This window comes from Streptomyces sp. NPDC058812 (genome assembly GCF_042744565.1).
Lineage (GTDB): Bacteria > Actinomycetota > Actinomycetes > Streptomycetales > Streptomycetaceae > Streptomyces > Streptomyces thinghirensis.
In genome coordinates this window covers 272,902-298,522 of record NZ_JBHYOB010000002.1, presented here as the reverse complement: position 1 = coordinate 298,522, position 25,621 = coordinate 272,902, and the positions used below count along the sequence as shown (strand labels likewise).

General features: G+C 73.5%; 22 protein-coding genes and 1 pseudogene. 12 read left to right on the top strand and 11 right to left on the bottom strand.

The features are described 5' to 3' along the window. Nucleotides 1–152 precede the first annotated feature (152 nt). Entirely contained in the window at nt 153–1,556 is a 1,404-nt protein-coding gene (locus ACFW48_RS05435; protein WP_386310679.1) for an MFS transporter, read from the top strand. A gap of 42 nt (nt 1,557–1,598) precedes the next feature. Here ACFW48_RS05435 and ACFW48_RS05430 read toward each other — a convergent pair whose 3' ends face one another. The 4 genes from ACFW48_RS05430 to lnt all read right to left on the bottom strand — a co-directional run bounded on the left by ACFW48_RS05430 (nt 1,599) and on the right by lnt (nt 6,681). After that, the gene (locus ACFW48_RS05430) at nt 1,599–3,563 is read right to left on the bottom strand and encodes a helix-turn-helix domain-containing protein (protein ID WP_386310677.1); all 1,965 of its coding nucleotides are present in this window, start codon (nt 3,561–3,563) and stop codon (nt 1,599–1,601) included. A 100-nt stretch (nt 3,564–3,663) separates the two neighbouring features. Beyond that, nucleotides 3,664–4,464, bottom strand: a complete 801-nt coding sequence (locus ACFW48_RS05425; protein ID WP_386310676.1) for a 3-hydroxybutyrate dehydrogenase — start codon at nt 4,462–4,464, stop codon at nt 3,664–3,666. Between the two features lie 55 nt (nt 4,465–4,519). After that, nucleotides 4,520–4,999: an NUDIX domain-containing protein gene (locus tag ACFW48_RS05420; protein ID WP_386310674.1), complete on the bottom strand. Its 480-nt coding sequence runs from the start codon at nt 4,997–4,999 to the stop codon at nt 4,520–4,522. Nucleotides 5,000–5,067: 68 nt separating this feature from the next. Further along, nucleotides 5,068–6,681 carry an apolipoprotein N-acyltransferase gene (gene lnt / locus ACFW48_RS05415; protein ID WP_386310673.1) on the bottom strand — a complete coding sequence of 538 codons (1,614 nt, stop codon included), beginning with the start codon at nt 6,679–6,681 and terminating at the stop codon, nt 5,068–5,070. Between the two features lie 299 nt (nt 6,682–6,980). Between lnt and ACFW48_RS05410 the strand changes: the two genes are divergently transcribed. After that, entirely contained in the window at nt 6,981–7,982 is a 1,002-nt protein-coding gene (locus ACFW48_RS05410; protein ID WP_386311134.1) for a hypothetical protein, read from the top strand. Between the two features lie 117 nt (nt 7,983–8,099). Here ACFW48_RS05410 and ACFW48_RS05405 read toward each other — a convergent pair whose 3' ends face one another. Together ACFW48_RS05405 and ACFW48_RS05400 are read right to left on the bottom strand one after the other, a co-directional pair. Next, nucleotides 8,100–8,642: a hypothetical protein gene (locus ACFW48_RS05405; protein ID WP_386310672.1), complete on the bottom strand. Its 543-nt coding sequence runs from the start codon at nt 8,640–8,642 to the stop codon at nt 8,100–8,102. Nucleotides 8,643–8,722: 80 nt separating this feature from the next. Further along, nucleotides 8,723–9,508, bottom strand: coding sequence for a glutamate racemase (locus tag ACFW48_RS05400; protein WP_386310670.1), 786 nt, complete (start codon nt 9,506–9,508; stop codon nt 8,723–8,725). Between the two features lie 39 nt (nt 9,509–9,547). Here ACFW48_RS05400 and ACFW48_RS05395 point away from each other — a divergent pair, with 39 nt between their 5' ends. Further along, nucleotides 9,548–10,756 (top strand): glycosyltransferase, encoded by a 1,209-nt coding sequence (locus ACFW48_RS05395; protein ID WP_386310668.1) that lies wholly within the window; start codon nt 9,548–9,550, stop codon nt 10,754–10,756. 21 nt (nt 10,757–10,777) lie between these two features. Here the strand turns inward: ACFW48_RS05395 and ACFW48_RS05390 are convergent, their stop codons facing one another. Further along, complete coding sequence (locus tag ACFW48_RS05390) at nt 10,778–12,091, bottom strand: TerD family protein (RefSeq protein ID WP_386310667.1); 1,314 nt, start codon at nt 12,089–12,091, stop codon at nt 10,778–10,780. 296 nt (nt 12,092–12,387) lie between these two features. Here ACFW48_RS05390 and ACFW48_RS05385 point away from each other — a divergent pair, with 296 nt between their 5' ends. The 4 genes from ACFW48_RS05385 (at nt 12,388) to ACFW48_RS05370 (ending at nt 17,059) form a co-directional block, all read left to right on the top strand. After that, nucleotides 12,388–12,828 (top strand): DUF6643 family protein, encoded by a 441-nt coding sequence (locus tag ACFW48_RS05385; RefSeq protein ID WP_210959348.1) that lies wholly within the window; start codon nt 12,388–12,390, stop codon nt 12,826–12,828. A 42-nt stretch (nt 12,829–12,870) separates the two neighbouring features. Beyond that, a complete protein-coding gene (locus ACFW48_RS05380; RefSeq protein WP_386310665.1) occupies nt 12,871–13,698 on the top strand; it encodes an MOSC domain-containing protein in 828 nt (275 codons plus the stop codon). A gap of 208 nt (nt 13,699–13,906) precedes the next feature. Beyond that, nucleotides 13,907–14,512 carry a hypothetical protein gene (locus tag ACFW48_RS05375; RefSeq protein ID WP_386310663.1) on the top strand — a complete coding sequence of 202 codons (606 nt, stop codon included), beginning with the start codon at nt 13,907–13,909 and terminating at the stop codon, nt 14,510–14,512. A gap of 108 nt (nt 14,513–14,620) precedes the next feature. Beyond that, a complete protein-coding gene (locus ACFW48_RS05370; protein ID WP_386310661.1) occupies nt 14,621–17,059 on the top strand; it encodes a right-handed parallel beta-helix repeat-containing protein in 2,439 nt (812 codons plus the stop codon). Nucleotides 17,060–17,374: 315 nt separating this feature from the next. Here ACFW48_RS05370 and ACFW48_RS05365 read toward each other — a convergent pair whose 3' ends face one another. After that, nucleotides 17,375–19,774: a hypothetical protein gene (locus ACFW48_RS05365; protein ID WP_386310659.1), complete on the bottom strand. Its 2,400-nt coding sequence runs from the start codon at nt 19,772–19,774 to the stop codon at nt 17,375–17,377. Between the two features lie 285 nt (nt 19,775–20,059). On the opposite strand from ACFW48_RS05365, the gene ACFW48_RS05360 reads away from it, so the two are divergent. Both ACFW48_RS05360 and ACFW48_RS05355 read left to right on the top strand, forming a co-directional pair. After that, nucleotides 20,060–20,881, top strand: coding sequence for a DeoR/GlpR family DNA-binding transcription regulator (locus ACFW48_RS05360; protein ID WP_210959353.1), 822 nt, complete (start codon nt 20,060–20,062; stop codon nt 20,879–20,881). 118 nt (nt 20,882–20,999) lie between these two features. Continuing rightward, nucleotides 21,000–21,473, top strand: coding sequence for an SRPBCC family protein (locus ACFW48_RS05355; RefSeq protein WP_386310657.1), 474 nt, complete (start codon nt 21,000–21,002; stop codon nt 21,471–21,473). A gap of 50 nt (nt 21,474–21,523) precedes the next feature. On the opposite strand, the gene ACFW48_RS05350 is transcribed toward ACFW48_RS05355, so the two are convergent. Further along, complete coding sequence (locus ACFW48_RS05350) at nt 21,524–22,663, bottom strand: PLP-dependent cysteine synthase family protein (protein ID WP_386310656.1); 1,140 nt, start codon at nt 22,661–22,663, stop codon at nt 21,524–21,526. 349 nt (nt 22,664–23,012) lie between these two features. Here ACFW48_RS05350 and ACFW48_RS05345 point away from each other — a divergent pair, with 349 nt between their 5' ends. Both ACFW48_RS05345 and ACFW48_RS05340 read left to right on the top strand, forming a co-directional pair. Beyond that, nucleotides 23,013–23,336, top strand: coding sequence for a hypothetical protein (locus tag ACFW48_RS05345; RefSeq protein WP_386310654.1), 324 nt, complete (start codon nt 23,013–23,015; stop codon nt 23,334–23,336). Nucleotides 23,337–23,520: 184 nt separating this feature from the next. Then, a complete protein-coding gene (locus ACFW48_RS05340; RefSeq protein ID WP_386310652.1) occupies nt 23,521–24,069 on the top strand; it encodes an ATP-binding protein in 549 nt (182 codons plus the stop codon). A gap of 246 nt (nt 24,070–24,315) precedes the next feature. Here ACFW48_RS05340 and ACFW48_RS05335 read toward each other — a convergent pair. Both ACFW48_RS05335 and ACFW48_RS05330 read right to left on the bottom strand, forming a co-directional pair. Continuing rightward, a pseudogene (locus ACFW48_RS05335) lies at nt 24,316–24,537 on the bottom strand (ABC transporter ATP-binding protein); the annotation flags it as partial. Next, nucleotides 24,534–24,818 carry an SHOCT domain-containing protein gene (locus ACFW48_RS05330; RefSeq protein WP_386310650.1) on the bottom strand — a complete coding sequence of 95 codons (285 nt, stop codon included), beginning with the start codon at nt 24,816–24,818 and terminating at the stop codon, nt 24,534–24,536. The pseudogene ACFW48_RS05335 and the gene ACFW48_RS05330, both read right to left, overlap by 4 nt. 224 nt (nt 24,819–25,042) lie before the next feature. Here ACFW48_RS05330 and ACFW48_RS05325 point away from each other — a divergent pair, with 224 nt between their 5' ends. Next, nucleotides 25,043–25,615 carry a TetR/AcrR family transcriptional regulator gene (locus tag ACFW48_RS05325; RefSeq protein ID WP_386310648.1) on the top strand — a complete coding sequence of 191 codons (573 nt, stop codon included), beginning with the start codon at nt 25,043–25,045 and terminating at the stop codon, nt 25,613–25,615. Nucleotides 25,616–25,621: the final 6 nt, after the last annotated feature.

Sequence of the window (25,621 nt, the reverse complement as noted above, 5' to 3'; positions counted from 1 at the left end):
GTCCGCGAGGGCCCCGACAAGGTATCTCATGGTGTGAGCGCGCACACACACGCATCAAACTATGGTGCCCCGCCACATACGCCGCTGACCTGCATGTTCCTACGGTATGGCGACACACAACCGTCCCCGCAGAACCTCAGGAAGTGGTGCCGATGTCGTCGCCCGCAACCGCTCCACCAGCACAGAACAAACTCAAGCGCATCGTCGCCGCCTCCCTCATCGGCACCACCATCGAGTGGTACGACTTCTTCCTCTACGGCTCCGCCGCCGCTCTCGTCTTCAACAAGCTGTTCTTCCCGGACTCCGACCCGCTGGTCGGCACGCTGCTGTCGTTCCTGACATACGCCGTCGGGTTCGCCGCGCGTCCGCTGGGGGCGCTGGTGTTCGGGCACTACGGTGACCGCCTCGGGCGCAAGAAGCTGCTGGTGCTCAGCCTGTTGATGATGGGCGGGGCGACCTTCGCGATCGGGCTGCTGCCCACGCACGCGACCATCGGCACGGCCGCTCCCGTGCTGCTGACCGTGCTGCGGCTCGTCCAGGGCTTCGCGCTCGGTGGTGAGTGGGGCGGGGCCGTGCTGCTGGTGTCGGAGCACGGGGACGCGCGGCGGCGCGGGTTCTGGGCGTCGTGGCCGCAGACCGGGGCGCCGGCGGGGCAGTTGCTGGCGACCGGCGTGCTGTCGCTGCTGACGGCCGTGCTGTCGGACTCCGCGTTCAACAGCTGGGGCTGGCGGATACCGTTCCTGCTCTCCGGAGTGCTGGTCATGGTCGGTTTGTGGATTCGTCTGTCCGTCGACGAATCCCCCGTCTTCAAGCAGGCGCTGGCGCAGGCCGAGACGCGCAAGGCGAAGGCCGAGCCGCTTCCGATCGTCGCCGTGCTGCGGCACCACTGGCGTGACGTGCTGATCGCGATGGGCGCGCGGATGGCGGAGAACATCAGCTACTACGTCATCACGGCCTTCATCCTCGTCTACGCCACCACCGCCGCCGACGTCTCCAAGCAGAGCGCGCTCAACACGGTACTGATCGCCTCGGCCGTGCACTTCGCGGTCATCCCGGCCTGGGGTGCGCTGTCGGACCGGATCGGCCGGCGTCCGGTGTATCTGCTGGGCGCGGCCGGTGTCGGGCTGTGGATGTTCCCGTTCTTCATGCTGATCGATACCGGTGGCTTCGGCAGTCTGCTCCTCGCGGTGACCGTGGGTCTGGTGCTGCACGGCGCGATGTACGCGCCCCAGGCGGCGTTCTTCTCCGAGATGTTCGCGACCCGGATGCGCTACTCGGGTGCGTCCATCGGCGCGCAGTTCGCCTCCGTCGCGGCCGGCGCCCCCGCGCCGCTGATCGCCACCGCACTGCTGGACAAGTACGACAGCTCCACCCCGATCTCCCTCTACGTCATCGCCGCGGTCGTCCTGACGCTGATCGCCGTGGGTGTGGCGAAGGAGACCCGCCACCGGGACCTCAACGAGGTCATGTCCTCTCGCGAGGACGCGGACCGAGAAGGTGACATGAAGGAGGCGGAGGGGAGCGCCTCCGGGGCGCCGGGGGCCCGCGCCCTCTGACCTGCCCTGCCATCGGCCCCCGTACGCCCGTGCGTACGGGGGTCAGTGCTGTGCCGGGATCGACAACCGACGTAGTCTCAGGGCCAGTTGTATCTCCAGAGTACGGTCGGGGCTCTGCCAGTCCTCGCCCAGGAGGTGGCCGACGCGTTCGAGGCGCTGGGCGACCGTGTTCACGTGGACGTGCAGGGCGTCCTTGGTGCGGGCGGGGCTCATGCCGCAGGCGAAGTACGCGTCGAGCGTGCGCAGGAGTTCGGTGCCGCGCCGCTCGTCGTAGGCGACGACCCGGCCGATGGTGCGCTCGACGAAGCCGGAGACGTTCTGGTCCCCGGCCAGCAGCAGTCCCAGGAACCCGAAGTCCTCGGCGGCGGCGCCGTCCCCGGAGCGGCCCAGCAGGCGCAGGGCGTCGAGGCAGCGTCGGGCCTCGGTGTAGGCGGCGGCCACCGCGTCGGGGCGGGCGGCGAGATCCTCCACGGGGGCGGAAGCGCCGACGGTGACGGCCTCGTGGACGGCCGTGCCCAGCTGGCGGGCGGTGCGGCGGGCCAGGCCCGTGGCACCGTCCCCCGCGGTCAGGGGCAGCAGCAGTACGGTGCCGCCGTCACGGGCGGCGGCCAGGCCGTGACGGGTGGCCGCGAGGTGGGAGGCGGCGGCCCACAGGCGTCTGCGCGCGTCCGCCTCCTGATCGACGTCGGACGCGGTGGCGTCGAGACGGGCGGCGAGTACGACGTGGGTGGCGTCCAGGTCGGCACGCAGCCGTCGGGCGCGGTCGCCCAGCAGGCGCGGGTCGCGGTCGCGGGCGTCGAGCAGGTCGTCCAGCAGCTCGCCGCGGACACGCTGTTCGGCCTCGGCGGCGGAGCGCCGGGCGAGCAGGAGGAGGGAGGTGACCATCGCGGCGCGTTCCAGGGTGAGCTGGTCGACGGGGTCGAGTCCGGGGTGGCCGCGCAGGACGAGGGCGCCGAGCAGCTCGCCGCCGGCGGTGACGGCGGCGATCCAGTCGTCCTCGTGCCGCACCGCGTGCCCCTCGGCGCGGGATGTCTCCAGCGCGCGCGGCGGCGCCGAGGCGGCCTCGGTGAACTCGACGGTGCCCGCCAGGACCTGGGAGACGGCGGCGGCCACGTCGTGGACACCACCGCCGCGCAGGACGAGCTCGGCGAGCCGGTCGTGGACGTCGGAGGCGCGCTCGATGACGCCGCTGCGGTCCCGGATGATCTCGTTGGCGCGCTCCAGGCCGGCGAGGGCCGAGCGGGTCTCGGCGAGCAGGTTCGCGGTGTCGATGGCGGCTGCCGCGAGGGCGGCGAAGGAGCCGAGCAGGGCGATCTGCTCACGTTCGAAGACGCGGGCGCGCCGGTCCGCGGCGAAGAGCACGCCGATGACGTGGTGGCCGAGCATGAGAGGCACGCCGAGGATGGCGACCAGGCCCTCGTCGCGTACACCCGCGTCGATGGTGCGGGTGTGCTGGAAGCGGGCGTCCTTGAAGTAGTCGTCGGTGACGTAGGGGCGGGCGGTCTGGGCGACGAGGCCGCCGAGCCCCTCCCCCATGCCGAGCCGCAACTGCTGGAAGCGGGCCGCGACCGAGCCCTCGGTGACGCGCATGTAGGTGTCGCCGCGGGCCGTGTCGTTGAGGCTGAGGTAGGCCACGTCCGTGCCGAGCAGCGAGCGGGCCCGTTGCACGATCGCGCGCAGGACCGCGTCCAGGTCGCGCAGCCCGGCGAGGTCGTGGGCCGTCTCGAACAGTGCGGACAGCTCGGCCTCACGCCTGCGCCGGCCCTCCAGTTCGGAGCGCACGCGCAGGGCGAGGTTCCTCGCCTGTTCGAGCGCGGCGATCCGCTCGGCCGGTCCCCCCTCCGCGCGGGCGAGCAGCACGGGCTGCTCGTAGGCGTCGGCGGACGCGCCCCGGGCCAGCAGCTCCAGGAACGGCGTCTCGACGGCTGCCGGGCCCACGGCGTCGCCGACCGGCGCTCCGGCATCGTGGGCGGAGCGCTCGGCGGACTGCACGTGATCGCGGGACATGCTCACAGGATTCCCCATCGCACGGTCGTCCTGGCAGCCCTGTGGAAAACCCCGGCCGCCGAGGGCACCACCCGGCTCGGTGAGCGGGCCGCCACCCTGATCAGTGCGCGGTCCAGCCGCCGTCCAGGACGAGTGAGGTGCCGGTGACGAAGGACGCCTGCGGGCCGCACAGGTAGGCCACGGCGTCGGCGACCTCCTCCGGTTCGATGAGCCGGCGCACGGCGCTGTCCCGCAGCAGTACGTCGGTCAGCACCTGCTCCTCGGGGATGCCGTGGGCCAGGGCCTGGTCGGTGATCTGCTTCTCGACGAGCGGGGTGCGCACGTAGGAGGGGTTCACGCAGTTGGAGGTGACGCCGTGGGCGGCGCCCTCGAGGGCGGCGGTCTTGGACAGTCCCTCCAGCCCGTGCTTGGCGGAGACGTAGGCCGCCTTGTAGGCCGAGGCACGCAGGCCGTGGACGGAGGAGATGTTGACGATACGGCCCCAGCCCTGCCCGTACATGTGGGGCAGGGCCCCGCGGATGAGCCGGAAGGGGGCCTCCAGCATCACGGTGAGCACGGTGTGGAAGACGTCCGGCGGGAACTCCTCGATCGGCCGCACCAGCTGCAGCCCGGCGTTGTTGACGAGGACGTCGGTGCCGGCGGCGGCGAGTTCGGCGGCGTCCAGGTCGGTCAGGTCCAGGACGTGGGGCTCGACGCTGCCCGCGAGACCCCCGCAGCTCTCGGCGAGCGCGTCCAGCCCGGCGGAGTCCCGGTCGACCGCTCTGACCTTGGCCCCCGCGGCGGCCAGCCGCTGCGCACAGGCACGGCCGATGCCGCCGGCGGCGCCGGTGACGAGGGCGGTACGGCCGCCGAGGTCGAGCGGGGAGGCGTGGGGGGCCGGGAGGACACTGGGCGAGGTCATATCCCCGACCCTAGGCAGCCTCCACCGCACCCCCCATGTGGGCACGCCCCATACTTCAGATGGAACCAGTGGGGTCGAACCATGTGGGGGTGTCGGACAGCGCCTGCTTGACCCGGGCCTGCCCGAACTCCTTGAGGTCCGGCAGGGCGTCGACCGCGAACCAGCCCACGTCCAGCGACTCGTCGTCGTTGACCCGGGCCTCGCCGCCGACGGCCCGACAGCGGAAGGTGATGTCCATGTACTGGCAGACGTCACCGTTGTCGTACGTGACCGGGTTCAGCGCCTGGACGAGGACCACCCGCTCGACGACGCACCGTACGGCCGTCTCCTCCTCGACCTCGCGCACCGCGCAGGCGGCGGGCTGCTCCCCCGGCTCCGGGATGCCGCCGATCAGTGACCAGCGCCGGTTGTCGGCACGCCGGTTCAGCAGCACCCGGCCCTCGTCGTCGAAGACGACGGCGGTGACTCCGGGGAGCCACAGCAGCTGGTGTCCGGCCGAGGCGCGCAGGTCGCGGATGAAGTCGGGAGTAGCCATGCGCACGACCCTAACGGGCCGGTCGGGCCACTCCGGGCGAGGCCGCGGGGCGTGCGGCGGGCGTACGGCTACACGCCACGGGCGCGTCGCCCGCGCACACCGGCACCGACGGCCCAGCCGAGCCCGCCGGCCGCGACCAGCGCCAGGGCGATCTCGGGCACCACGCCCAGCCGGGTGGCGGGCGTCTCGGAGGAGCGCAGGGGGACCTCCTGGACCAGGGAGTCCGCCACGAACATGCCGGTCTTCTGGGTGATCCTCCCGTCCGGCATGATGATCGCACTGACGCCGCTGGTCACCGGCACGGTGACGGTCCGGCTGTGCTCGACCGCGCGGACGCGGGACATGGCGAGCTGCTGGTAGGTCATCTCGCTGCGGTCGAAGGTCGCGTTGTTGCTCGGTACGGAGATCATCTGGGCGCCGTCGGTGACCTCGGAGCGCACCGCCCAGTCGAAGGCGGCCTCGTAGCAGGTGACGAGCCCGACGTTGGTGCCGGCCATGGTGAACACGCCGGGTTCGGTGCCCCGGCTGAAGTCCTGGCTGACCATGGAGGTCCACTCGTCGTTGATCGCCCCGATGAGCGAGCGCAACGGGAGGTACTCGCCGAACGGCTGGATCTGCCGCTTGTCGTAGGTGTCCACGGGCCCCTTGTCCGGGTCCCACAGGATCTGCTCGTTGAGCAGTTCGCCGTCGCGTTCCACCACGCCGCCGACGGAGATGGGCGCGCCGATCGCCTTGGCGGCCCGGTCGATGACCAGCCGCGCGTCGGCGTTGGCGAACGGGTCGATGTCCGAGGAGTTCTCCGGCCAGAGCACGAAGTCGGGCCGGTCCACCTCGCCGGCCTCGACCTCGGCGGCCAGGCGTTCCGTCTCGCGCGCGTGGTAGTCGAGTACGGCCCGCCGCTGGGCGTTGAAGTCGAGGCCCGCGCGCGGCACGTTGCCCTGGATCACGGCGACGGTCGCGGTGCCGTTCTCCGCCTTGTCGCTGACCAGCGGCCGGGCGGCCACGGCGCCCACGACGGGTACGGCCACGCTGAGGAGGGCCACCGCCGCCGCGCTCCGCCGTACCTCTCGGGTGCGGCGCGCCAGGGCGGCCAGGCGCACGGCCTCGTAGAGGCCGAAGCCGCACAGGACGACCGCGAACCCGAGCACCGGTGTGCCGCCGACCGCGGCGAGCGGCAGGAACACGCCGTCCGCCTGCCCGAACGCGATCTTGCCCCAGGGAAAACCCTCGAAGGGCACGCGTGCGCGGGCGGCCTCTCCGGCGATCCACAGCGCCGCCGCCCACACGGGCCAGGCCGGCAGTTTCGACACCGCGGCGACGCCCACGCCGACCAACGCGACGAAGAGCGCCTCGATCGCGACCAGGGCGAGCCAGGGGCCGGGGCCGACCTCCACGCCGGTCCACACCAGCAGCGGCAGCAGGAAGCCGAGGCCGAAGAGGTAGCCGAGGCCGAGACCCGCCTTCCAGCCGCGGCCGCACAGCACCCAGCCGAAGACGGCGAAGGCGGGCAAGGCCAGCCACCACAGGGTGCGCGGCGGGAAGCTGACGTAGAGCAGCACTCCGGAGAGCGCGGCGGCGGCGGCCGGGAGGAGGCGCAGGAGCCGCGCGGCGACGCGCGAGACGCGCGTGGTCTGCGGCCGCGTCCGGTCCGACTCGCCGACGGAGGTTGCGGTGGCTGTCACCCCCCGGAGTGTACGGCGGGTGACCGCGCCGCCGACAGCGCGGTCGGGGGGCGCCGCGGGGTCCTGGCGGCCGGTGCCGCACCGTTTCGGCACATCCGGGTGCCGAGCGGTCCACAATCCACCGACCAGCCGCTACGGTGTGCCGGAGCCTCAGCCGCCGGCCCGACCCGGCCGGGTGGCCGGGGCCCGTCAGGTCGGGGGCGACGCGGGCGCGGGACGCGGTGGGTTCGAGGGGGACGACGTCTGTGGCGCGGTCGGACGCGGACGGCGACAGACGGAGCGGTGCGGACACGGCGGGCGTGCTGATCCTCGGGGCCTGCGCCTCCTGGTCGCTGATCACGGCCGCCGCGCGGGACGGGCGCCCGGAGGGCGTGCTGCTCGCGGTGCTGGCCGTGGCCGCCGGCTACGCCGCGGGGCGGGTCTGCGGGGCGCTCCTTCCGGTCGCCGCCCCTTGTGCCGCGGCGCTGGCCGGGGTCGCCCTGACGGTGGTCGTCCCGCACCTCGCGCCCGGGCCGCGGATCACCGCGCCGCTGGGACACGCCGGCGCGACCGCCGCCCTGCTCGCGCTGTCGGCCGGCGCCGCGTGCTGCGGGGCCTGGGCCAGTCCGGTGCCGGCCGTACGGGTCGCGCTGCGGCTGCTGGCCGCCGGGGTCGCCGTGACCGCGGCTGCCCTGGGCTCGGCCGTCGGCTGCGCCGTCTGTGCGGTGGTGCTGCTGTGCTCGCTCGCCGCGGGCCGCGTGTGCCGCCGCGGCGCGGGGATCGCGGGGCTGGGTCTGGCCGCGGGCCTGGTGACCGGCGTGACCTGGGCGGTCCTCGGAAGCTTCGTGCCGGTCGGACTGGCCGCCTCCTTGGAGGGGCGGCTGACCTCCCATCGTGTGCGGTTGTGGGGCGACGCGCTGGACCTGCTGCGCGGGGATCTCGCGCTCGGGGTGGGCCCGGGTCGTTTCGGGTCGCCGAGTCCGACCGCGGCACAGGCCTCGGTGACCGACGGCAGACCCCACTCGGCGGTGTGGCAGCAGGCGGCCGAACAGGGCGTCGGCGTGGTCCTGCTGGGCGCGGCCTTCGGCTGGACGCTGTACGTCCTGTGGCGCTCGTCGCGCCCCACGCCGGTCGTTCTCACCGCGGGCGTGGCCCTCACCGGGCTCGCGGCGATCGCCGCCGTCGGCAACGCGCTGAGTTTCACCGCGGTGTCGGTGGGCTCGGGGCTCCTCGCGGGACTTGCCACGGCCCGCCCCGTCGCCGACGATTCGCCGGCGCGGGCGAGCGGCGTACGACCGCGGGGCGACCGGATGTCCCGGTGAGGGCTGGGTGCTTCGGTACCGGTGATGGGGAGGGAGCCGGGCCGGCGCGTAGCGCCACCGTCCTGCGCGCGGTGACCGCGTCGGGCGCGAGGGCCCCCGCCCGGAGCCTCCCCGCGCTCAGCGCGCCGGGCCGGGAGCCTTCGGGCGCAGTCGGTCCTTGATGACCTGGACGGCCGCTTCGGCGTCGTCCACGGTGATCGTGAAGGTGTGGCCGTCCCACAGGCGCAGGACCACGCCCTCCCCGCGCCGTACGACGACCGCGGTGCCCTTCTCCGGCCGCCAGCGGTAGCCCCAGCCGCCCCAGTGGCGCGGGGTGACGCACGGGGCGAACTCGGCGCCCGCGACGTGCGAGAGGGGGATGCGGCGACGGGGCACGCCGATGTGGCCGCACCGTACTTCGAGGCATTCCTCGTCGACTCTCAGGGCGACGTGCACGAACGCCAGCGTGCCGAAGAGGACCAACAGTCCCGCCGCGATGCAGCCGACGACCGCCATGGCCAGCGGGGCGACGCCGGACTCCCAGGCCGATTCGACGGCCAGCGCGATGCCGAGCGCCATGCAGGCGGCGCCGATGAGCGCCAGGAACCACTGGACCCGGTTGGTGGCCCGTCCGGTCCAGACGTCCGGCTGGGGGGTGGTCTCGCCGTGGCGATGCCTCATGGACAAGAGGTTACTGCCGTTTAGCTGCGCGGGTACCTCGTCGCACAGCTATGACTGGGCCGACCGGGCGTGCCCGCCGGTCAGCGCGCGGGTGTGACCGCTCGCAGGAGCCGGCCCTCGTCGTAGGCCAGCGCGGGCGCGGGCAGCGTGCCCTCGCGTCCGCTCAGCAGCACGGTGAGGGTGCCCTCGGCCGGGGCCCCGGGGTCGGGGCGGGCACCGATCCGGCGCAGCGCCTGGGCTGCGACCGCGCCGGCGGAGCCGTGCAGGACGAGGCGCGGGGCGCCGGGGCGCTGAACGGCGGCGCGGATGCGTTCGGCGACCAGTTCGTAATGGGTGCAACCCAGGACGACGGTCGTCACCGCATCGGGTGTCAGGGCGGCCGCGGCGGCCACCGCCGCGGTGATCGCGGTCTCGTCCGCGTGCTCGACGGCGTCGGCGAGCCCCGGGCACGGCACTTCGGTGACCGTCGCGTCGCCGGCGAACTCCTCGATGAGACCGCGCTGGTAGGGGCTGCCGGTGGTGGCGGGCGTGGCCCAGATCGCCACGGGGCCGCCGCCGGCCGCGGCGGGCTTGATCGCCGGGACGGTGCCGATGACCGGCAGTGCGGGCTCCAGCCGGGCGCGCAGTGCGGGCAGCGCGTGCACGGTGGCGGTGTTGCAGCCGACGATCAGGACGTCGGGACGGTGCGCGGCGGCGGCCTCGGCGACGGCGAGGGCCCGCTCGGTCAGGTCCTCGGGGGTGCGCGGCCCCCAGGGCATGCCGTCGGGGTCCAGGGAGAGGATGAGATCGGCGTCCGGTCGCAGGCGCCGTACCGCGGCGGTGGCCGCCAGCAGACCGATTCCGGAGTCCATGAGAGCGATCTTCACCGGGCCACCATAGACGATGGGCCGCTGCGGGCCGCTGCCGTGGGGCAGACTGCTCACGTGAGCGCCGATGCGTGGACTTCCGTCGTGACCGCCGTATCCGCCCTGTCCCTCGCCGCCTGGCTGTGGCTGCTGCTCGCCCGGGGCTTCTTCTGGCGTACGGACGTCAGACTGCCGCTCCTGGAGGAACCCGACGCCTGGCCCTCCGTGTGCGTCGTCGTCCCGGCGCGCGACGAGGCGGCGGTCCTGCCGGCGAGCCTGCCGTCGCTGCTGGCCCAGGACTATCCGGGGCGGGCGGAGGTCTTCCTGATCGACGACGGCAGCACGGACGGCACGGGTGAGCTGGCGTGCGAGCTGGCCCGGCGGCATGAGGGTCTGCCGCTCACCGTGGCCTCCCCCGGGGAGCCGCCCGCCGGCTGGACGGGCAAGCTGTGGGCGGTGCGGCACGGCGTCGACCTGGCACGCGCGCGTGAGCCCGAGTACCTGCTGCTGACGGACGCCGACATCGCCCACGCGCCGGACAGTCTGCGCCGACTGGTGGCCGCTGCCCGCACGGGCGGTTTCGACGTCGTCTCGCAGATGGCCCGGTTGCGGGTGGAGAGCGTGTGGGAGCGGCTCGTGGTGCCGGCCTTCGTCTATTTCTTCGCGCAGTTGTACCCGTTCCGGTGGATCGGTGGAAAGGGGGGGACGGCGGCGGCCGCGGGTGGCTGCGTGCTGCTGCGCGCCGAGGCCGCCGAACGGGCGCGGATCCCGGACGCCATCCGGCACGCCGTCATCGACGACGTGGCCCTCGCCCGGGCGGTCAAGGGCGACGGCGGCCGGATCTGGCTGGGCCTGGCCGACCGGGTGGACAGTGTGCGTCCGTACCCGCGGTTGCACGACCTGTGGCGCATGGTCTCGCGCAGCGCGTACGCGCAACTGCGGCACAACCCGCTCGTGCTCGCCGGAACGGTCGCCGGCCTGGCTCTGGTGTATCTGGTGCCGCCGGCGTCGGTGGTCGTGGGTGCGGCGACGGGGAGTGCGGCGGTGGCCGTCCCCGGTGCCGCCGCCTGGCTGGTGATGGCGGGGACGTACGTGCCGATGCTGCGCTACTACCGGCAGGCGCTGTGGCTCGCTCCGCTGCTGCCGGTCACCGCGTTCCTGTACCTCCTGATGACGGTCGACTCGGCGGTGCAGCACTACAGGGGGCGCGGTGCGGCCTGGAAGGGCCGCACCTACGCCCGTCCGGGCGCCGTGCCCGAGGAGGGCTGAGCGCCCGCGTCGGCAGGGGGTTCACTTCCGGCCGGGGGTCCAGTTCATGCCCCACCCGTAGGCGTAGTCGACCGTCCGCTGCGGGCTCACGCCGCGTTCGGGCACCAGGTAGCGGGCCTCGCGCTGGACGACCAGGTCGCTGCCGGTGTTGGTGATCAGCGCGAGGGCGCACACCGTCGAGGGCACCGTGCACTCGTCGAGCGAGAAGTCGATCGGGGCGCCGTACTGCGGCTGGAGGGTGACCGTGGCGTGCAGGTCGGCGAAGGAGCGCGCTCCCTCGTAGATGGTGACGAAGACGAGGATGCGCCGGAAGTACTGCTTGTGGTCGAGGTTGACGGTGAGGTTCTCGCCGCTCGTCACGGCGCCGGTGCGGTCGTCGCCGTCGAGGTGGATGAACGGCGGCTGGTGCAGGGACCCGAAGGCGTTGCCGAGGGCCTGGACGACTCCCTTGCTGCCGTCGGTGAGTTCGTACAGGCAGCACAGGTCGAGGTCGAGGTCGTCGTGCATGGCCACCGGACGGGCGAGCTTGCGGGCCCAGCCGGAGAACTGCTTGCGCACCTGCCAGTTGAGGTTGACGCGCATGGCGCCCGAGGTGCCGCCCTGCTTGGTCAGCGAGACGGAGGGCGCCGCCTTGGTGAGCGTGACCTTGGTCAGGCGGACCGGCTCCGCGGAGGGCGCCGACGGGGGCGGCGGGGCGGCGGCCGGTTGCGCCGCGGGAAGGGCCGGCCGTGTCGTGGGAGGGGCCGCGGGTACCGGCGGCGGCACGGTGACCGCGGGGGCGGGCGGCGCCGGCGGGGCGGCCGGGGCTGCCTGCTGCGGCTCGTCCACCGAGATGCCGTAGTCCGTGGCCAGGCCCTCGAGCCCGCTGTCGTAGCCCTGGCCGACGGCACGGAACTTCCAGGCGCCCTGGCGGCGGTAGAACTCGCCGAGCACGAAGGCCGTCTCCACGGTCGCGCCCGGGTTGTCGAAACGTGCCGCCACCGTGTTCTGCGCGGCGTCGCGGACCTCGATGTACAGACCGGGGACCTTCCCGAACGATCCACCGTCCGAGGAGGCCGCGAGGATCACGGTCTCGATCGCGGGCTCCACGCGCGCGAGGTCGACGATCAGACTGTCGGTCACCCGGCCGCCGGCGTCCCGCTTGCCCTCGTGGCGGACCGCGCCGGAGGAGTGCGCGGACTGGTTGTAGAAGACGAAGTCCGCGTCGGAACGTACCTTCCCACCCACCAGGAGCAGGGCCGAGGCGTCCGCGTCGGGCACGCCGGGGCCCGATCGCCATCCCAGTTCGACCCGCAGCGCCGTCGTCGGCACCGGAGTGTTCGATCCTTTCGACATTGACATGTCCGCCCCCATCACGTGTCACCGAACCGGGCCGCGTCCCGGCGGTTCGCCAAGTTTTCCGCGCCCAACCTATTCCCCCCGCCGCCCGCGCCCGACGAGGCGTGCGGCAAGACGTCCGGACAACCGCCGGTAACCCGCCCGGAACTCGGCCTTTACCGCAAAATCGCGTCTCGCGATGCCCTATTTTGCCAAGTTCGCTCGTATTGGGGATGCCAGGTCACTGCGGACACGGAAAACAACCCTCTTATCGGTCTCCCCAACCAGCACATCGTGGGCTTAACTTATGTGCCATGACCTCCCCCCGCTCCACTTATGGCGGCGGCTACTACTCCGCCTCCTTCCCGGACACTCCGATCTACGACTCGCTCGTGGCCGAGCGGGGCACCCCGCAGATCGCCCCGATCCGGGTCCCCGCCGCGTACGACGCGCCGGGCAGCCACCTGCCCGCGCTCCCGTCGGCTCTGCCCGCCCTCCCGGCGGGCCCGTCCCAGTCCTCCTACGGCTACCCGCAGCAGGTGCCGCAGCCCGCCCCGCTGCAGCAGGCCCCCGCCGCGTACATCCCGCACCAGGCGACCGCACCGCGCGGGTACCCCGGCCCCCAGCAGCCGCAGCAGCACCGCCCGGCCGCGCCCGGCCCCGCGGGATACGAGGCGATGCGTCCCGCGGCCCCCCGGCCGGCCCCGGCGCCGTATCAGGACCCGTACAACCAGCAGCAGTACCGCGGCTACTGAGCCGCCCCCGGCGTTGTCGGTGCCACCTGGCACGATGACCCCATGGGAAACGCACGGCTGCAGTCGATCCACGTCCATCCGGTCAAGGCGTTGCGGAGCCTGGCGCTCCGGGAGGCCGTCGTGGAGCCCTGGGGGCTGACCGGAGACCGCCGCTGGATGCTGATCGACGACGGGGGAAAGGTCGTCACACAACGCCAGCAGCCGCGCCTCGCCCTGGCCGCCGCCGAGCTTCTGCCCGGCGGCGGTGTCCGGCTGTCCGCGCCCGGCCGGGAGCCGCTCACGGTGCCGGTCCCCAGCGCGCGGGGCACCGTTGTGGTGCAGATCTTCCGCGACAAGGTCGAAGCGGTCCCCGCGGAGGAGGAGGCCGTGCACGCTTGGTGCAGCGCCTTCCTCGGCGCGGACGTACGACTGGTGTACCTGGACGATCCCGCCACGCGCCGGCCCGTGGACCCGCGGTACGCGCTCCCGGGCGAGACCGTCTCCTTCGCCGACGGCTTTCCGCTGCTGCTCGCGGCCACGGCCTCCCTCGACGCCCTCAACTCCCTGATCGCCGAGGGCGAGCACGCCGACGAGGGTCCGCTGCCCATGAACCGCTTCCGGCCGAACGTGGTCGTCTCCGGCACCGACGCGTGGGCCGAGGACGGCTGGTCACGCGTCGCCGTCGGCGAGGTCGACTTCCGGGTCGCCAAGCCGTGCGGGCGGTGCGTCGTGACGACGACCGACCAGGGCACCGCCGAGCGTGGCAGGGAGCCCCTGCACAGCCTCGGGCGGCACCGCCGCGTAGACGGCAAGCTGGTTTTCGGGCAGAACCTGGTCCCGGTCGGTCGCGGCACGATCCGGGTCGGTGACCCGGTGCGGATCATCGAGTGAGACGCCACTTCGCCCCGGGGGGGCGGGTTCCGGACACCGGCGGGGACCCGGGAACGGGGTCCGCGGCCCGCGCGTTGGGCTGTGTGAGACGTTTCATGAGAAACCCGGCCGCGAGCCCCGTCGAGAGGCAATGGCGCGCTCTCCCGGACCGGCCCGCGCATGGACGGCTCGACCGGGGGCGGTACGGAGCGGGAAGGGGGTGCGGATCGTGCGGGCGATCAGCGGGCTCTGGCGCTGGCGGCACAATCCGCTGTGCCGCGCGACCGACCTGGCCGAGGCGTGGGTGGCACTGGGGGGACTGCTGCTGATCCTGTCCGTGGCGCCCCTGGTCGGCGCGCGCGTGGGCGGCGCGGCGCAGGACGCCATGCAGCGGTCGGTGCGCGACCAGCACGAGTCCCGGCACCGGGTGACGGCCACCGTCGTCCGCACTCTGGAGCGTCCACCGATGGCCGTCGACCCCGACGGCACGTCCGCCGGGGGACTGCGCAGCCGTGTCCTCGCCGACTGGACCGCGCCGGACGGCTCAAGGCACGAGGGTCCCGTCATGACGAGCATCCGCGACCCGGACACCGGCGACCGCTTCGCCGTATGGACGGACGGACAGGGCCGGACGGTGGCCCGTCCACTGGACTCCGCGACCGCGACGACGCACGCCGTGCTCGCCGGGTTCGGCGCCGCCGTCGTGGCCGCGGCCCTGGTCGAGGCCGGCCGGCGGGTCGTCGTGTGGCGCATGGTCCGCCGCCGGTACGCCCGTTGGGAGCGGGAGTGGGACCGGGCCGGGCCGGACTGGGGCAGGACCGGCGCGGGCGGTTGACGGGCTTCCGCCTCCGGTCAACTCACCACCTGTGCGCACGCTACGGTGGACCGGCCGAACCGAATCGGCGACAACCCGCGTACGACGAGGTGGGGGCACAGCAACGCCATGGCACAGGGCACGGTCCAGGTGACGCACACCGGTACCTCGCGGTGGCGGCGCCGCACAGGTGAGTACGCATCGCTCGCCGCCGCCCTGGAGGCCGCGGCCGACGGTGACGTCCTCACCGTCGCCCCCGGGACCTACCGGGAGAACCTCGTCGTCCAGCGGGCGGTGACCCTGCGCGGGCCCGAGGGCGCCCAGGGTTCGGTACGGATCGCGCCGGTCGACGGCGTACCGCTGACCGTACGCGCCTCGGCGGTGATCCAGGATCTGCACGTGGAGGGCCAGGACGCGGCGGCGCCCGCCGTGCTCGTGGAGGAGGGGACGCCGGAGCTGCTGGACCTGCGGGTGGTCACGCGTTCCGCGTCCGGGATAGAGGTGCGCGGCAGCGCGCGGCCGACGGTGCGGCGTTGCACCGTCGACAATCCGGCCGGTGTCGGTATCGCCGTTCTCGACGGCGGGGGCGGCGTGTTCGAGGAGTGCGAGGTCGTCTCGGCCGGTCAGGCGGGCGTCGCGGTGCGCTCCGGCGCGCACCCCCGGCTGGACCGCTGCCGGGTCCACCACGCCGCGGGTTCGGGCCTGACGGCGACGGGTGAGGGGTCCTCACTGGAGGCCGTGGGCTGTGAGGTCTACGAGGTGCGGGGCAGCGGCGTGCAGGTCACCGGCCGCGCCACCGCCCATCTCACCGACTGCGACGTGCACCGCACCACCGGCGACGGCGTCACGCTCGACACGGACGCGGTGCTCACGCTCGCCGACTGCCGTATCCACGACATCCCGGAGAACGCGGTCGACCTGCGTTCCCGCTCCGTCCTCACCCTGACCCGCACCACCGTGCGGCAGTTCGGGCGCAACGGCCTGTCGGTGTGGGACCCGGGCACCCGGGTGGACGCCAATCAGTGCGAGATCTTCGACAGCACCGGCGACTACCCGGCGGTCTGGGTCAGCGACGGCGCCACGGCGGTGCTCGACTCCTGCCGGGTGCACGACGTGCCGGACGCGCTGTTCGTCCTGGACCGCGGTTCACGCGCGGACGTCGTCGACAGCGACCTGTCGCAGGTGCGCAACACGGCGGTGTCGGTGAGCGACGGCGCCACCGCGCAGCTCGACGACTGCCGCATCCGGGACGCGGCCACGGGCGCCTGGTTCCGCGACCACGGCAGCGGCGGCACCCTCAACAACTGCACCCTGGACGGCAACCGCACCGGCGTGATCGTCACCAAGGGGGCCGACCCCACCATCGAGCGCTGCACGGTCGACTCCCCCTCGGAGGCGGGCGTCTACGTCTCGGCCGGCGGCCGCGGCAGCTTCCTGAACTGCCGGGTGACCGGCAGTGCCGGCTACGGCTTCCATGTGATCGACGGCTGCCGTACGACGCTGCGGAAGTGCCGTACGGAGCGGTGCGCGCGCGGCGGGTACGAGTTCGCGGACGGTGGCCCGGACACGGCGCACGACTCCGGCCCGCTCGTCGAGGACTGCACCAGCGACGAGAGCGGCGGTCTGGCGCCGCCCCCCGCTCCGGAGCCCGTCGTGCAGACGGTGAGCCAGTCCCCCGGCCTGCTGGGCTCGATCCCCGGGCAGCGCAGCACCGAGCAGGAACCCCTGATCGCGGGCGCCGCGCCGCAGGAGCCGGCGCGCACCTCCAAGGCCGTCCTCGGCGAACTGGACGCGCTGGTGGGCCTGGACAGCGTCAAGCGCGAGGTCCGGGCCCTGACCGACATGATCGAGGTCGGCCGGCGCCGGCAGCGGGCGGGCCTGAAGGCCGCGTCGGTCAAACGCCATCTGGTCTTCACCGGCTCCCCCGGCACCGGAAAGACGACGGTCGCCCGGCTGTACGGCGAGATCCTCGCCTCCCTCGGTGTGCTGGACAAGGGGCACCTGGTCGAGGTGTCCCGGGTCGACCTGGTCGGCGAGCACATCGGCTCCACGGCGATCCGCACCCAGGAGGCGTTCCAGCGGGCGCACGGCGGGGTGCTGTTCATCGACGAGGCGTACGCGCTCTCCCCCGAGGACGCGGGCCGCGACTTCGGCAAGGAGGCCATCGACACGCTGGTGAAGCTGATGGAGGACCAGCGGGACTCGGTCGTGGTGATCGTCGCGGGCTACACGGCGGAGATGGAGCGCTTCCTGTCCGTCAACCCCGGGGTGGCGTCCCGCTTCTCACGGACCATCACCTTCGGCGACTACGGACCCGACGAACTGCTGCGGATCGTGGAGCAGCAGGCCGACGAGCACGAGTACCGGCTCGCGCCGGGCGCGTCCGAGGCGCTGACGAAGTACTTCACGGCGATCCCGAAGGGCCCGGCCTTCGGCAACGGCCGTACCGCCCGACAGACGTTCGAGGCGATGGTGGAACGGCACGCGAGCCGCGTCGCCCAGGTCCCCGACCCCAGCACGGACGACCTGACCCTGCTGTACGCCGAGGATCTGCCGGAGCTGCCGTAGAGAGACCCACCAGGGCTGCGCGGACACCCCGGTGGGTACGGACCCGGACGCCCTAGGTGTGCTGTCCGGCGGATCAGGTCGCAGGAAAGCGACGGCGTCTCATCAGCGCGGGTGAGCGGGGGCTGGTGCGTCCAGCTGCAAGGCGGAGGAGGGCGTCGACGCGATGGGGGTCCCCCCGCGCATGGGGGTCCCCCCGCTCGAGCGGAGCCGAGAGTGGGGGAGAAGCCGAGCGTCGGGGAGTCGACAACCGACGACAACGCCGCAGATGGGCGTGCCGGCCCCCCCGCGTCTGCGGCATGATCCGCCGGACAGGCCCTAGCAGTCCTCGGGTCCGCCGTCCGCCGCCGGAACGGACGCCGGCCGGTCGGTGCGGCGCGGCGCCGGCACCTCCGGGCGCAGCCGGGCCAGCAGCCGCTGCCGTTCCTCGGCGAAGGCGGGGTCCGCCTGGTAGTCGGAGTGGCCGAGGAGCGGCGCGGGCAGCGGGTGGAGTTCGGTGCGGCCATAGGTGAGCGGGTCCTTGAGGGGTGCGCGGTCGACCGCCGGGCCCGAGTCGCCGGGCAGCCGCATCGGACCGCCGATCGGGTCCGTGCGCCGGTAGAGGTTGCGCCAGCAGTCGACCTCCTCGTGCAGCGAGCCGAGCGCGGCCGGTCCGAAGTGGGCCGGGAACCAGCGGCCGTACAGCCGCTCCAGCGGGGAGCCGTAGGTGAGCAGGGCGACCCGTTTGCGGGCCGTCGGCTCCAGTTGCCAGGCCGCCGCCGCGGCGAGGACGCTGCCCTGCGAGTGCCCGGAGATGACCAGCCGCCCGCCGGTGGCCCGGGTCCAGGTCGCCATCCGCCAGGTCAGGTCGGGCACCGCGCGCTCGGCGTAGCAGGGCGGTGCGAAGGGGTGGGCGGCGCGCGGCCAGAAGGTGCCGACGTCCCACAGGATGCCGATGGTGCGCCGCGCGGAGGCGTCCTTGTAGGCGCGCCTGCCCCAGGTGACGAACAGTATGAAGCCGAGGCCGATGAGCCAGGACCCCAGCGCCTGCGCGGTCTGCGCGGCCCCGTGCACGACGGCGTACGTCCCGCGCGCGGCGTCGCCGGGCACCTGATCGGTGGTCAGGGCGCCCACCAGGGCTCCGGCGCCCAGCAGCAGGGTGGCGGCGGAGGTGATGGCGAGGAGGAGGGGCGCCCGGTCGGTGAGGGTGGCCATGGCGCGGGTGAGCGCGATGCGCCGGGTGCGTCCCGGGTCCCCCGCCTCCCCGGGGTGGTCGCCCTCCACGGCGTCCCGTTCGGCGCGGGCGAGGCGCCAGGTGTGCCGGGCGAGTGCGGCGCAGAGCAGCAGGACGATCACGAGCAGCGGCGGGATGACGGAGGCCTGCCAGGTCAGCAGGACGGGCGGGCCGTCTATGGAGGTGCCGGTGCCGTCCAGCCAGTCCGACACCCGCTGGGAGACACCGCCGGACATGACGCCGCCCAGCGCGCAGGCCAGCATGGCGACGGCGGGGCCGCCGAGGCCGCCGATCGCGGCGCGGGCGTCGGGGAGGCCGCGGTGGAGGATGTGGGCGACCACGGCGAGGGCGATGACCAGCAGGCCCTGGACCAGGGCGATGCCGCCGAAGGTCATGTCCCCCGGCAGCCGGCCGGCCGACGTCCACCCCGGGCGGGTCCAGCCGCTGTACAGCAGGGCGAGGACGAACAGGACGAGGGCGGCGAGCGGCAGGCGTCGTACGAGGTGCTCGTCGAGTTTCCGGTCGAGGCGGTTCTCGCTGCGGCCCCGGCGGCAGACCACCGCGACCACGGCGACCGCGCCGGTGACGAGGGCCGCCTCCAGGAGCCAGCCCAGCGTGTCGAGCAGCGCGGGTCCGCCCGGCCGGCGGTCGAAGCGGGCCGCCGGCGCGCCGACCGCCGCGGCGACCGTCAGCAGGGCGGCGGCGGTGTGCGCGGCGCGCAGCCGGGCCACCAGGCGGCGCCCGTACCAGAACCCGGGCCGGCCGAGGGCGGTGCGGGCGGGGTCCTCCTCGGAGTCGGACTCGCGGTCCATCGGCTGCTGGGACTCGTACGCCCGCCAGGTGCGCAGCGACAGGTACCACAGCAGGCCGGTGAGCGCGGCGGGCACCGCGGCCGCGAGGGCGAGCCTGCGGCCGGGCGTGCTCCACCAGCCGCCGTCCGACATCACCGGCGACAGGAAGCCCAGCCAGGAGTGCCGCTCGGCGCACGCGCGCGTACCCGCGCACTGCCAGGCGACGAGGTCGAGGGCGACCTCGCAGGCCCCGGCGATCAGCAGCACCGTCAGGGTCAGACCCGCCAGCCGTACCAGCAGCCCGTACAGGCGGACCGTGCGGGTCCGGCCGTGCGCGGTGGGCCGCATCCAGTGGGCGAGGTTGACCACCATGAACGGCAGGAGCAGCAGCCACAGGGCGCGGGTGCCGTTGCCGGAGGTGAGGTTGCACCAGACGTACGCCTCCGGCACCGGCCGGCCCCGGTAGTCCTCGGGCCGGGACTCGGCGTCGGCGTCCTCGGTGCGGCGGAAGACGGCCGCGATGTGGTCGCCGGTGATCCGCACGGTCCGCGGGTCGTCCAGCATCTCGGCGGGTGTCGTGCCGCCCACTCCGTGGACCAGGAGCTCCAGGGCGGTGCCGGTTCTCGCGTCCGTCCCGTCCGCTCCGTCTGTTCCGTCGCGCGGTCCGGGGGCGTCCTGTCCGCCCGTCCCGGCCCGTTCCTGCGCCTGTTCCACTGTCCGCACTCCCCCGTGACGCGCCGTCGGCTCTGTCCGTGCGGGCACAAGGATCTCCGCTGAGCGGGCGGCGTACACCCCTCGGCACCGAATCTCCCCGAACCGTGTGACAGCTGATACCGGGATGGGGCGGAAGTGACATGTGCGCGGCGGACAGGTGGTGGCGCGGCCCATGGCGGGGCGTGCGAGGATGGGACGTCCACGCACCGGAGCGGGGGAACTCCTCGTCGGAGCAGGTGCGCCGGGCGTGTCGGGCGGTTTCGCGGCGAAAGGACCGAAGCGTACGTGAGTGAGAATCCGAACCTCCTCGCGGAGCAGCGGCGCGCCCTGATCCTCGACGAGGTGCGCCGCCGGGGCGGAGTCCGGGTCAACGAGCTGACCCGCAAGCTCGGCGTGTCGGACATGACGGTCCGCCGCGACCTCGACGCGCTGGCCCGGCAGGGTGTGCTGGAGAAGGTGCACGGCGGCGCGGTCCCGGTGGTCGAGGCGAGCACGCACGAGCCGGGGTTCGAGGCGAAGTCGGGTCTGGAGCCGACCGCCAAGGAGGACATCGCGCGGGCCGCGGCGGAACTGGTCGCGCCGGGCGCGGCGATCGCCCTGTCGGGCGGTACGACCACGTACGCGCTGGCGCACCGGCTGCTGGACGTGCCGGACCTGACGGTGGTCACCAACTCGGTGCGGGTGGCCGACGTGTTCCACGTGGCGCAGCGCACCTCGGGGGCGCGGCAGGGCGCGGCCACGGTGGTGCTCACGGGCGGTGTGCGCACTCCCTCGGACTCGCTGGTGGGCCCGGTCGCCGACCAGGCGATCGCGACGCTCCACTTCGACGTGCTGTTCCTCGGTGTGCACGGGATATCGGCCGAGGCCGGCCTGTCGACGCCGAACCTCGCGGAGGCCGAGACCAACCGGCGGCTGGTGCAGTCGGCGCGGCGTGTCGTGGTGGTCGCCGACCACACCAAGTGGGGTGTGGTGGGCTTGAGTTCGTTCGCGGCACTGGAGCAGGTGGACACTCTGGTGACCGACGCCGGCCTGCCGGCGGACGCCCGCGCGGAGATCTCGGAGCACCTGGGGCTGGTCGTGGCGGGCGAGCCGGAGACGGCCGACTGACCTCGGCGGACGCCGGCGCGCGCCCCTGGTCCCGCTGACACCCGGCGTACCTCCGGCTATCGTGGCGCCTCCTGGCCGATCGTCCGCATCCGCGGCTTCGCTCAAGGGGGTTGCGACCATGGCTCGCCGTCTGCGTCCGGTGGGTCTCGATTTCGTCGGGACGGCTCCGGTACGCCTGGTCTTCGCGCGGGAGATCTCCGCCGCCCCGGACGCGGTCTTCCGTGCGCTGGCCGAGGACGTACCGGGCTGGACCGCTTGGTTCTCGGCGGTGACGTTCGCCCGGCCCATCGGTGGGGGCGCGGGTCGCGAGATCCGGCTCAAGGGCGGTACACGCTTCGTGGAGGCGGTGCTGACCGCCGAGCGGCCCGAGGTGTACGCCTATCGCGTCGACGTCACCAACGCGCCCGGCGCCCGGGCCGTGGTCGAGGAGTGGCGGCTGGCGCCGGCCGGGACCGGTACGCGCGTGCAGTGGACGTTCGCCGCGGACGGTACGGTGCCGTTCCGGTTCGTGCTGAACCGCGCGCGTCCAGGTCTGGGGCGGGCCTTCCGGGACGCGGTCACCTCGCTGGACCGGCGGCTCACCCGCCCGTAGCGCGCGGCCGAACCGCTCGCTGCGCGCGGCCCACGCCTCGTCGCCCAGGGTCAGCCGGGCCAGTTGCCCGTGTGCAGCAGGGACTCGATCGCCGCCGTGTACGGGCCGATGTCGAGGCCCTGTTCGGCGAGCCAGCTGTCCGAGTAGTACTTGTCGAGGTACCGGTCCCCCGGGTCGCAGAGCAGCGTCACCACGCTGCCCCGGCGCCCCTCGGCCACCATCTCGGCGACGATCTTCAGCGCGCTCCACAGACCGGTGCCCGTCGAGCCGCCCGCCTTGCGGCCGATGGCCTGTTCCAGGGCGCGGACGGCCGCCACGCTCGCCGCGTCCGGCACCTTCATCATGCGGTCGATGGCGCCGGGCACGAAGCTGGGCTCCATCCGGGGCCTGCCGATGCCCTCGATCCGGGAGCCGCGGTCGCAGGCGACGTCCGGATCGCCGGTGGTCCAGCCCTCGAAGAAGCAGGAGTTCTCCGGGTCGGCGACGCAGACGCGGGTGTCGTGCTGCATGTAGTGGACGTAGCGCGCGAGGGTCGCCGAGGTGCCGCCGGTGCCGGCCGTGGCGACGATCCACGCCGGTTCGGGGAACCGCTCCAGCCGCAGCTGCCGGAAGATCGACTCGGCGATGTTGTTGTTGCCGCGCCAGTCCGTGGCACGTTCGGCGTAGGTGAACTGGTCCATGTAGTGGCCGCCGGTCTCGGCCGCGAGGCGTGCGGACTCCTCGTACATCCGGCGGGAGTCGTCCACGAAGTGGCAGCGTCCGCCGTGGAACTCGATCAGGCGGATCTTCTCGGCGCTGGTCGTGCGCGGCATGACGGCGATGAACGGGACGCCGATCAGCTTCGCGAAGTACGCCTCGGACACGGCCGTCGAGCCGCTGGACGCCTCGATCACCGGGCGGTCCGGCCGGATCCAGCCGTTGCACAGGCCGTAGAGGAAGAGTGAGCGGGCGAGGCGGTGTTTGAGGCTGCCGGTGGGGTGGGTGGACTCGTCCTTCAGATACAGGTCGATGCCCCACCGCTCGGGCAGCGGGAAGAGGAGCAGGTGGGTGTCGGCCGAGCGGTTGGCGTCGGCCTGGACCTTGCGCACGGCTTCTTTCAGCCAAGCGCGGTAGGCGGTGTCGCTGTGGTCGACGTCGAGGGTGGCGCCGGTGCGGGTGGCACCGGTGCGGGTCTGCTGGGGGGTGCTCACGACGGGGCTCCTTAAGGCTGCGCGCCGACGGCGCGTCGCGCGGCCGACGCCTCGATCATAAGCACCTTCCACACGCTTCTCACCTGCATAAACACACCTTTGGGGGGCCCAAAGACTCCCCTGGGGCCCGCTGCCCGGCCCGGCGGGGGGGCGCATTCGCGCGAGTGCTCCGGTCGCCACCGGAAAGGGGCGGCGCGTACTGGTGCTCGGCGCGTGGTGCGGGCAGACTGCCAGCGGGCGGGACCGGGTTCCCGCCGCGGGCGCACACTGGAGCACGACACGAGCCGGCCGGTACCGGGCCCAGCGAGGTGCACGGTCCGGCAACCGACGCGCACGAGGGGGCGACGGCATGGCGGAGCCGGAGTTCAGGGCCACGGGGGTGCGGATCGGCAAGCGGCTGCGTTCACTCACCCGGGCCGGAACGGTCCGGATCAGCGGTGGCCGGGTGGAGTTGCTCACCAGCTACGGCAGTGAGATCGACAGCGCTCCGGTGCAGGCGGTACGCGCCTCCAGGCCCTGGTTCGCCCCGGAGGACCGGGCCCTCGCCGACCTCAACGGCAAGCGGTACCTGCTGACGCTCAGCGAGCGCGACCCCGCGCCGGGCGAGCCGGGTCCGCCCGCGGCTCGCCGTTTCATCGAGGCGGTGCACAGGGCGGCCGGGCACCGCGGTTGAGATGTCCGTAAGTTGCGGTGCCTCACCCCTTGCGTCACGCTGGTCTCACGTCACTCTGGGTTTACCGGCGATAACGCTGCGAACCAGCCCGCCGGCCATGACAGCAGGCGGCGATGTGCCGCGTGCGCCCTGCTGGATCCGAACTCCGTGTTCTTCCGGACCTCTATGTCGGGGAGTCGCAGCCGTGATCAGTCACCCAAGCAGACACTGCACGGTGGAGCTCCAAGCCCTGCCGTCGCGGATCGGCCAGGTCCGCAGAATCGTATCTGCGCAATTGCGCTACTGGCATATGGATTCCCTGATCGACCGGGCCGCGCTCGGCGTGACGGAGTTGTTGACCAACGTCCACCTGCATGCCCGGCCCGACAAGACGTGCACCGTGGAGATAGAGCTGCTCCTTGACCGGCTCACGGTCTCCGTGCACGACCACGACCCGCGTCTGCCCGTGGTGGACGACGCCGAGCCGCTCGCGACCTGCGGACGCGGGCTCTCGATGGTGGCCGCGATGAGCGAGAGCTGGGGTGCCCGGCCGGACGGCGAGTCCGGCAAGGTCGTCTGGTTCACGCTCCCGACGGCCGTCACCGCCGCGCCGGTCACCGCGTCACCCGTCTCCGCGCGCCCGCCGCGACGCCTGGTCGAGGAGGTGCCGGCCGCCGCGTTCGCGGAGGTCGAGCACGCGGTCGACCTGGGCAGACCCCAACCCGCTCCCGCCCGGTCGGCCGTTGCCGGCTGACCGGGCGGTGACCCTTCGATGCCGCGGGCCGTGCGGTCGGGTACCGGCCGCCCTCGCCCGCCGGTTGGGCGGTCGACGGTCGTCGCCGCCCGATGGACGCACCCGGCGCCGGGTACCGGCCGTCGCCACCCGGTCACCTGACGCGCGGAACCCGACCGGGGCTCCGCGTCCGCCGCCGACCGGCCGACCGCAGACGGACGGCGGCGCCCGGAGCGCACCCGCGAGACCGTCGCAGTCCCGGTACCCGCCGATGCGGGCGGTACCCGAGGTGAGGGTGTCCAGTCCGGCGGTGCCAGTGCGTCAGGCTGGACTTGCCGGAGCCGAGGGCCTCACGACGGCGGTGAAGCGGCCGACCGGGAAGTCCACGCCGACCCCGTCCAGGGCGCGTACGGCGGCGTCGCCACCGCCGTACACCTTCACGGCGTCGACGACCCGGGCGGCGGCCCGGACGGCGGTCGTCGTGGTCATGCCGCACCGCCCTTGCCCGTACGGCCGAACTGCTCGTCCAGCACGGACAGCCGGCGCCAGTACTCGTCCTCGTCGATCTCGCCGGAGGCGAAGCGGCGGCCGAGGACGCTGATGGGTGAGTCGCCGCCGAAGGCTGCCGGGCGGCCGAGGCCGCGGCGGCCGCGCCAGACAGTGCGGCGCAGCAGGGTGACGCCGCCGGCGATGACCAGCGCCCAGATCAGCGGGAAGAACAGGATCCACGGGCCGGGCCCGCCGTCGCCGAAGTGTGCCAGGGTCTCCATGTCGTCCAACTCCTCGGTAGCGATGTCCTTGGTGACGTCCTTGGTGATGTGCTTGGTGACGTCCTGACGTCCTTGTTCGTCGCTTCCGAGCGTCCTCCCCGGGACGGGTCCGGGTCGTCGTACGGCCAGCGGCCGCGTGCGTACCTCGCGGGGAGTACGCGCACGTTCCGCTCCTGCTTCCTGCGCCCTCGACTTCTGTAACTACTAGTATGTACAGTGCTCTCATGAGCACCTCGGACCGACTGATCGAGTCCACCCGCGAGCTGCTGTGGGAGCGCGGGTACGTGGGCACCAGCCCGAAGGCGATCCTGGAGCGCGCGGGCGCCGGCCAGGGCAGCATGTACCACCACTTCAAAGGCAAGCCCGATCTCGCGCTGGCCGCGATCCGGCGGACCGCCGAGGAGACGCGGGCCACCGCCGAGAGAGTACTGACCGGTCCGGGGACGCCGTACGAGCGCATCGCGGCGTATCTGCGGCGCGAGCGCGACGTGCTGCGCGGCTGCCCGGTCGGGCGGCTGACGATGGACCCGGACGTGATCGCCGACGACGCCCTGCGCGCACCCGTCGACGAGACGCTCGACTGGCTCCGGGAACAGATCGCCCAGATCGTCGATGAGGGAAGGGAGCAGGGCGAGTTCGCCCCCTCGCTGGACGGCGAGGAGATCGCGGCGACCGTCGTCGCGACCGTGCAGGGCGGCTACGTCCTCGCCCGCGCGTCCGGATCGTCCGCCGCGTTCGACGCGGCGGCCCGGGGCCTGCTCGCACTGCTCGCGCCGCCGAACGCCCGCGCCCGGTAGAAGACT

Bases quoted from the DNA above. Each gene is read 5' to 3' on its own strand.
- ACFW48_RS05370 (WP_386310661.1), top strand. From the start codon at position 14,621: ATGGCACAGGGCACGGTCCAGGTGACGCACACCGGTACCTCGCGGTGG.
- ACFW48_RS05380 (WP_386310665.1), top strand. From the start codon at position 12,871: ATGGGAAACGCACGGCTGCAGTCGATCCACGTCCATCCGGTCAAGGCG.
- ACFW48_RS05405 (WP_386310672.1), bottom strand. From the start codon at position 8,642: ATGAGGCATCGCCACGGCGAGACCACCCCCCAGCCGGACGTCTGGACC.
- ACFW48_RS05385 (WP_210959348.1), top strand. From the start codon at position 12,388: ATGACCTCCCCCCGCTCCACTTATGGCGGCGGCTACTACTCCGCCTCC.
- ACFW48_RS05430 (WP_386310677.1), bottom strand. From the start codon at position 3,563: ATGTCCCGCGATCACGTGCAGTCCGCCGAGCGCTCCGCCCACGATGCC.
- ACFW48_RS05345 (WP_386310654.1), top strand. From the start codon at position 23,013: ATGGCGGAGCCGGAGTTCAGGGCCACGGGGGTGCGGATCGGCAAGCGG.
- ACFW48_RS05435 (WP_386310679.1), top strand. From the start codon at position 153: ATGTCGTCGCCCGCAACCGCTCCACCAGCACAGAACAAACTCAAGCGC.
- ACFW48_RS05420 (WP_386310674.1), bottom strand. From the start codon at position 4,999: ATGGCTACTCCCGACTTCATCCGCGACCTGCGCGCCTCGGCCGGACAC.
- ACFW48_RS05425 (WP_386310676.1), bottom strand. From the start codon at position 4,464: ATGACCTCGCCCAGTGTCCTCCCGGCCCCCCACGCCTCCCCGCTCGAC.
- ACFW48_RS05355 (WP_386310657.1), top strand. From the start codon at position 21,000: ATGGCTCGCCGTCTGCGTCCGGTGGGTCTCGATTTCGTCGGGACGGCT.
- ACFW48_RS05330 (WP_386310650.1), bottom strand. From the start codon at position 24,818: ATGGAGACCCTGGCACACTTCGGCGACGGCGGGCCCGGCCCGTGGATC.
- ACFW48_RS05390 (WP_386310667.1), bottom strand. From the start codon at position 12,091: ATGTCGAAAGGATCGAACACTCCGGTGCCGACGACGGCGCTGCGGGTC.
- ACFW48_RS05325 (WP_386310648.1), top strand. From the start codon at position 25,043: ATGAGCACCTCGGACCGACTGATCGAGTCCACCCGCGAGCTGCTGTGG.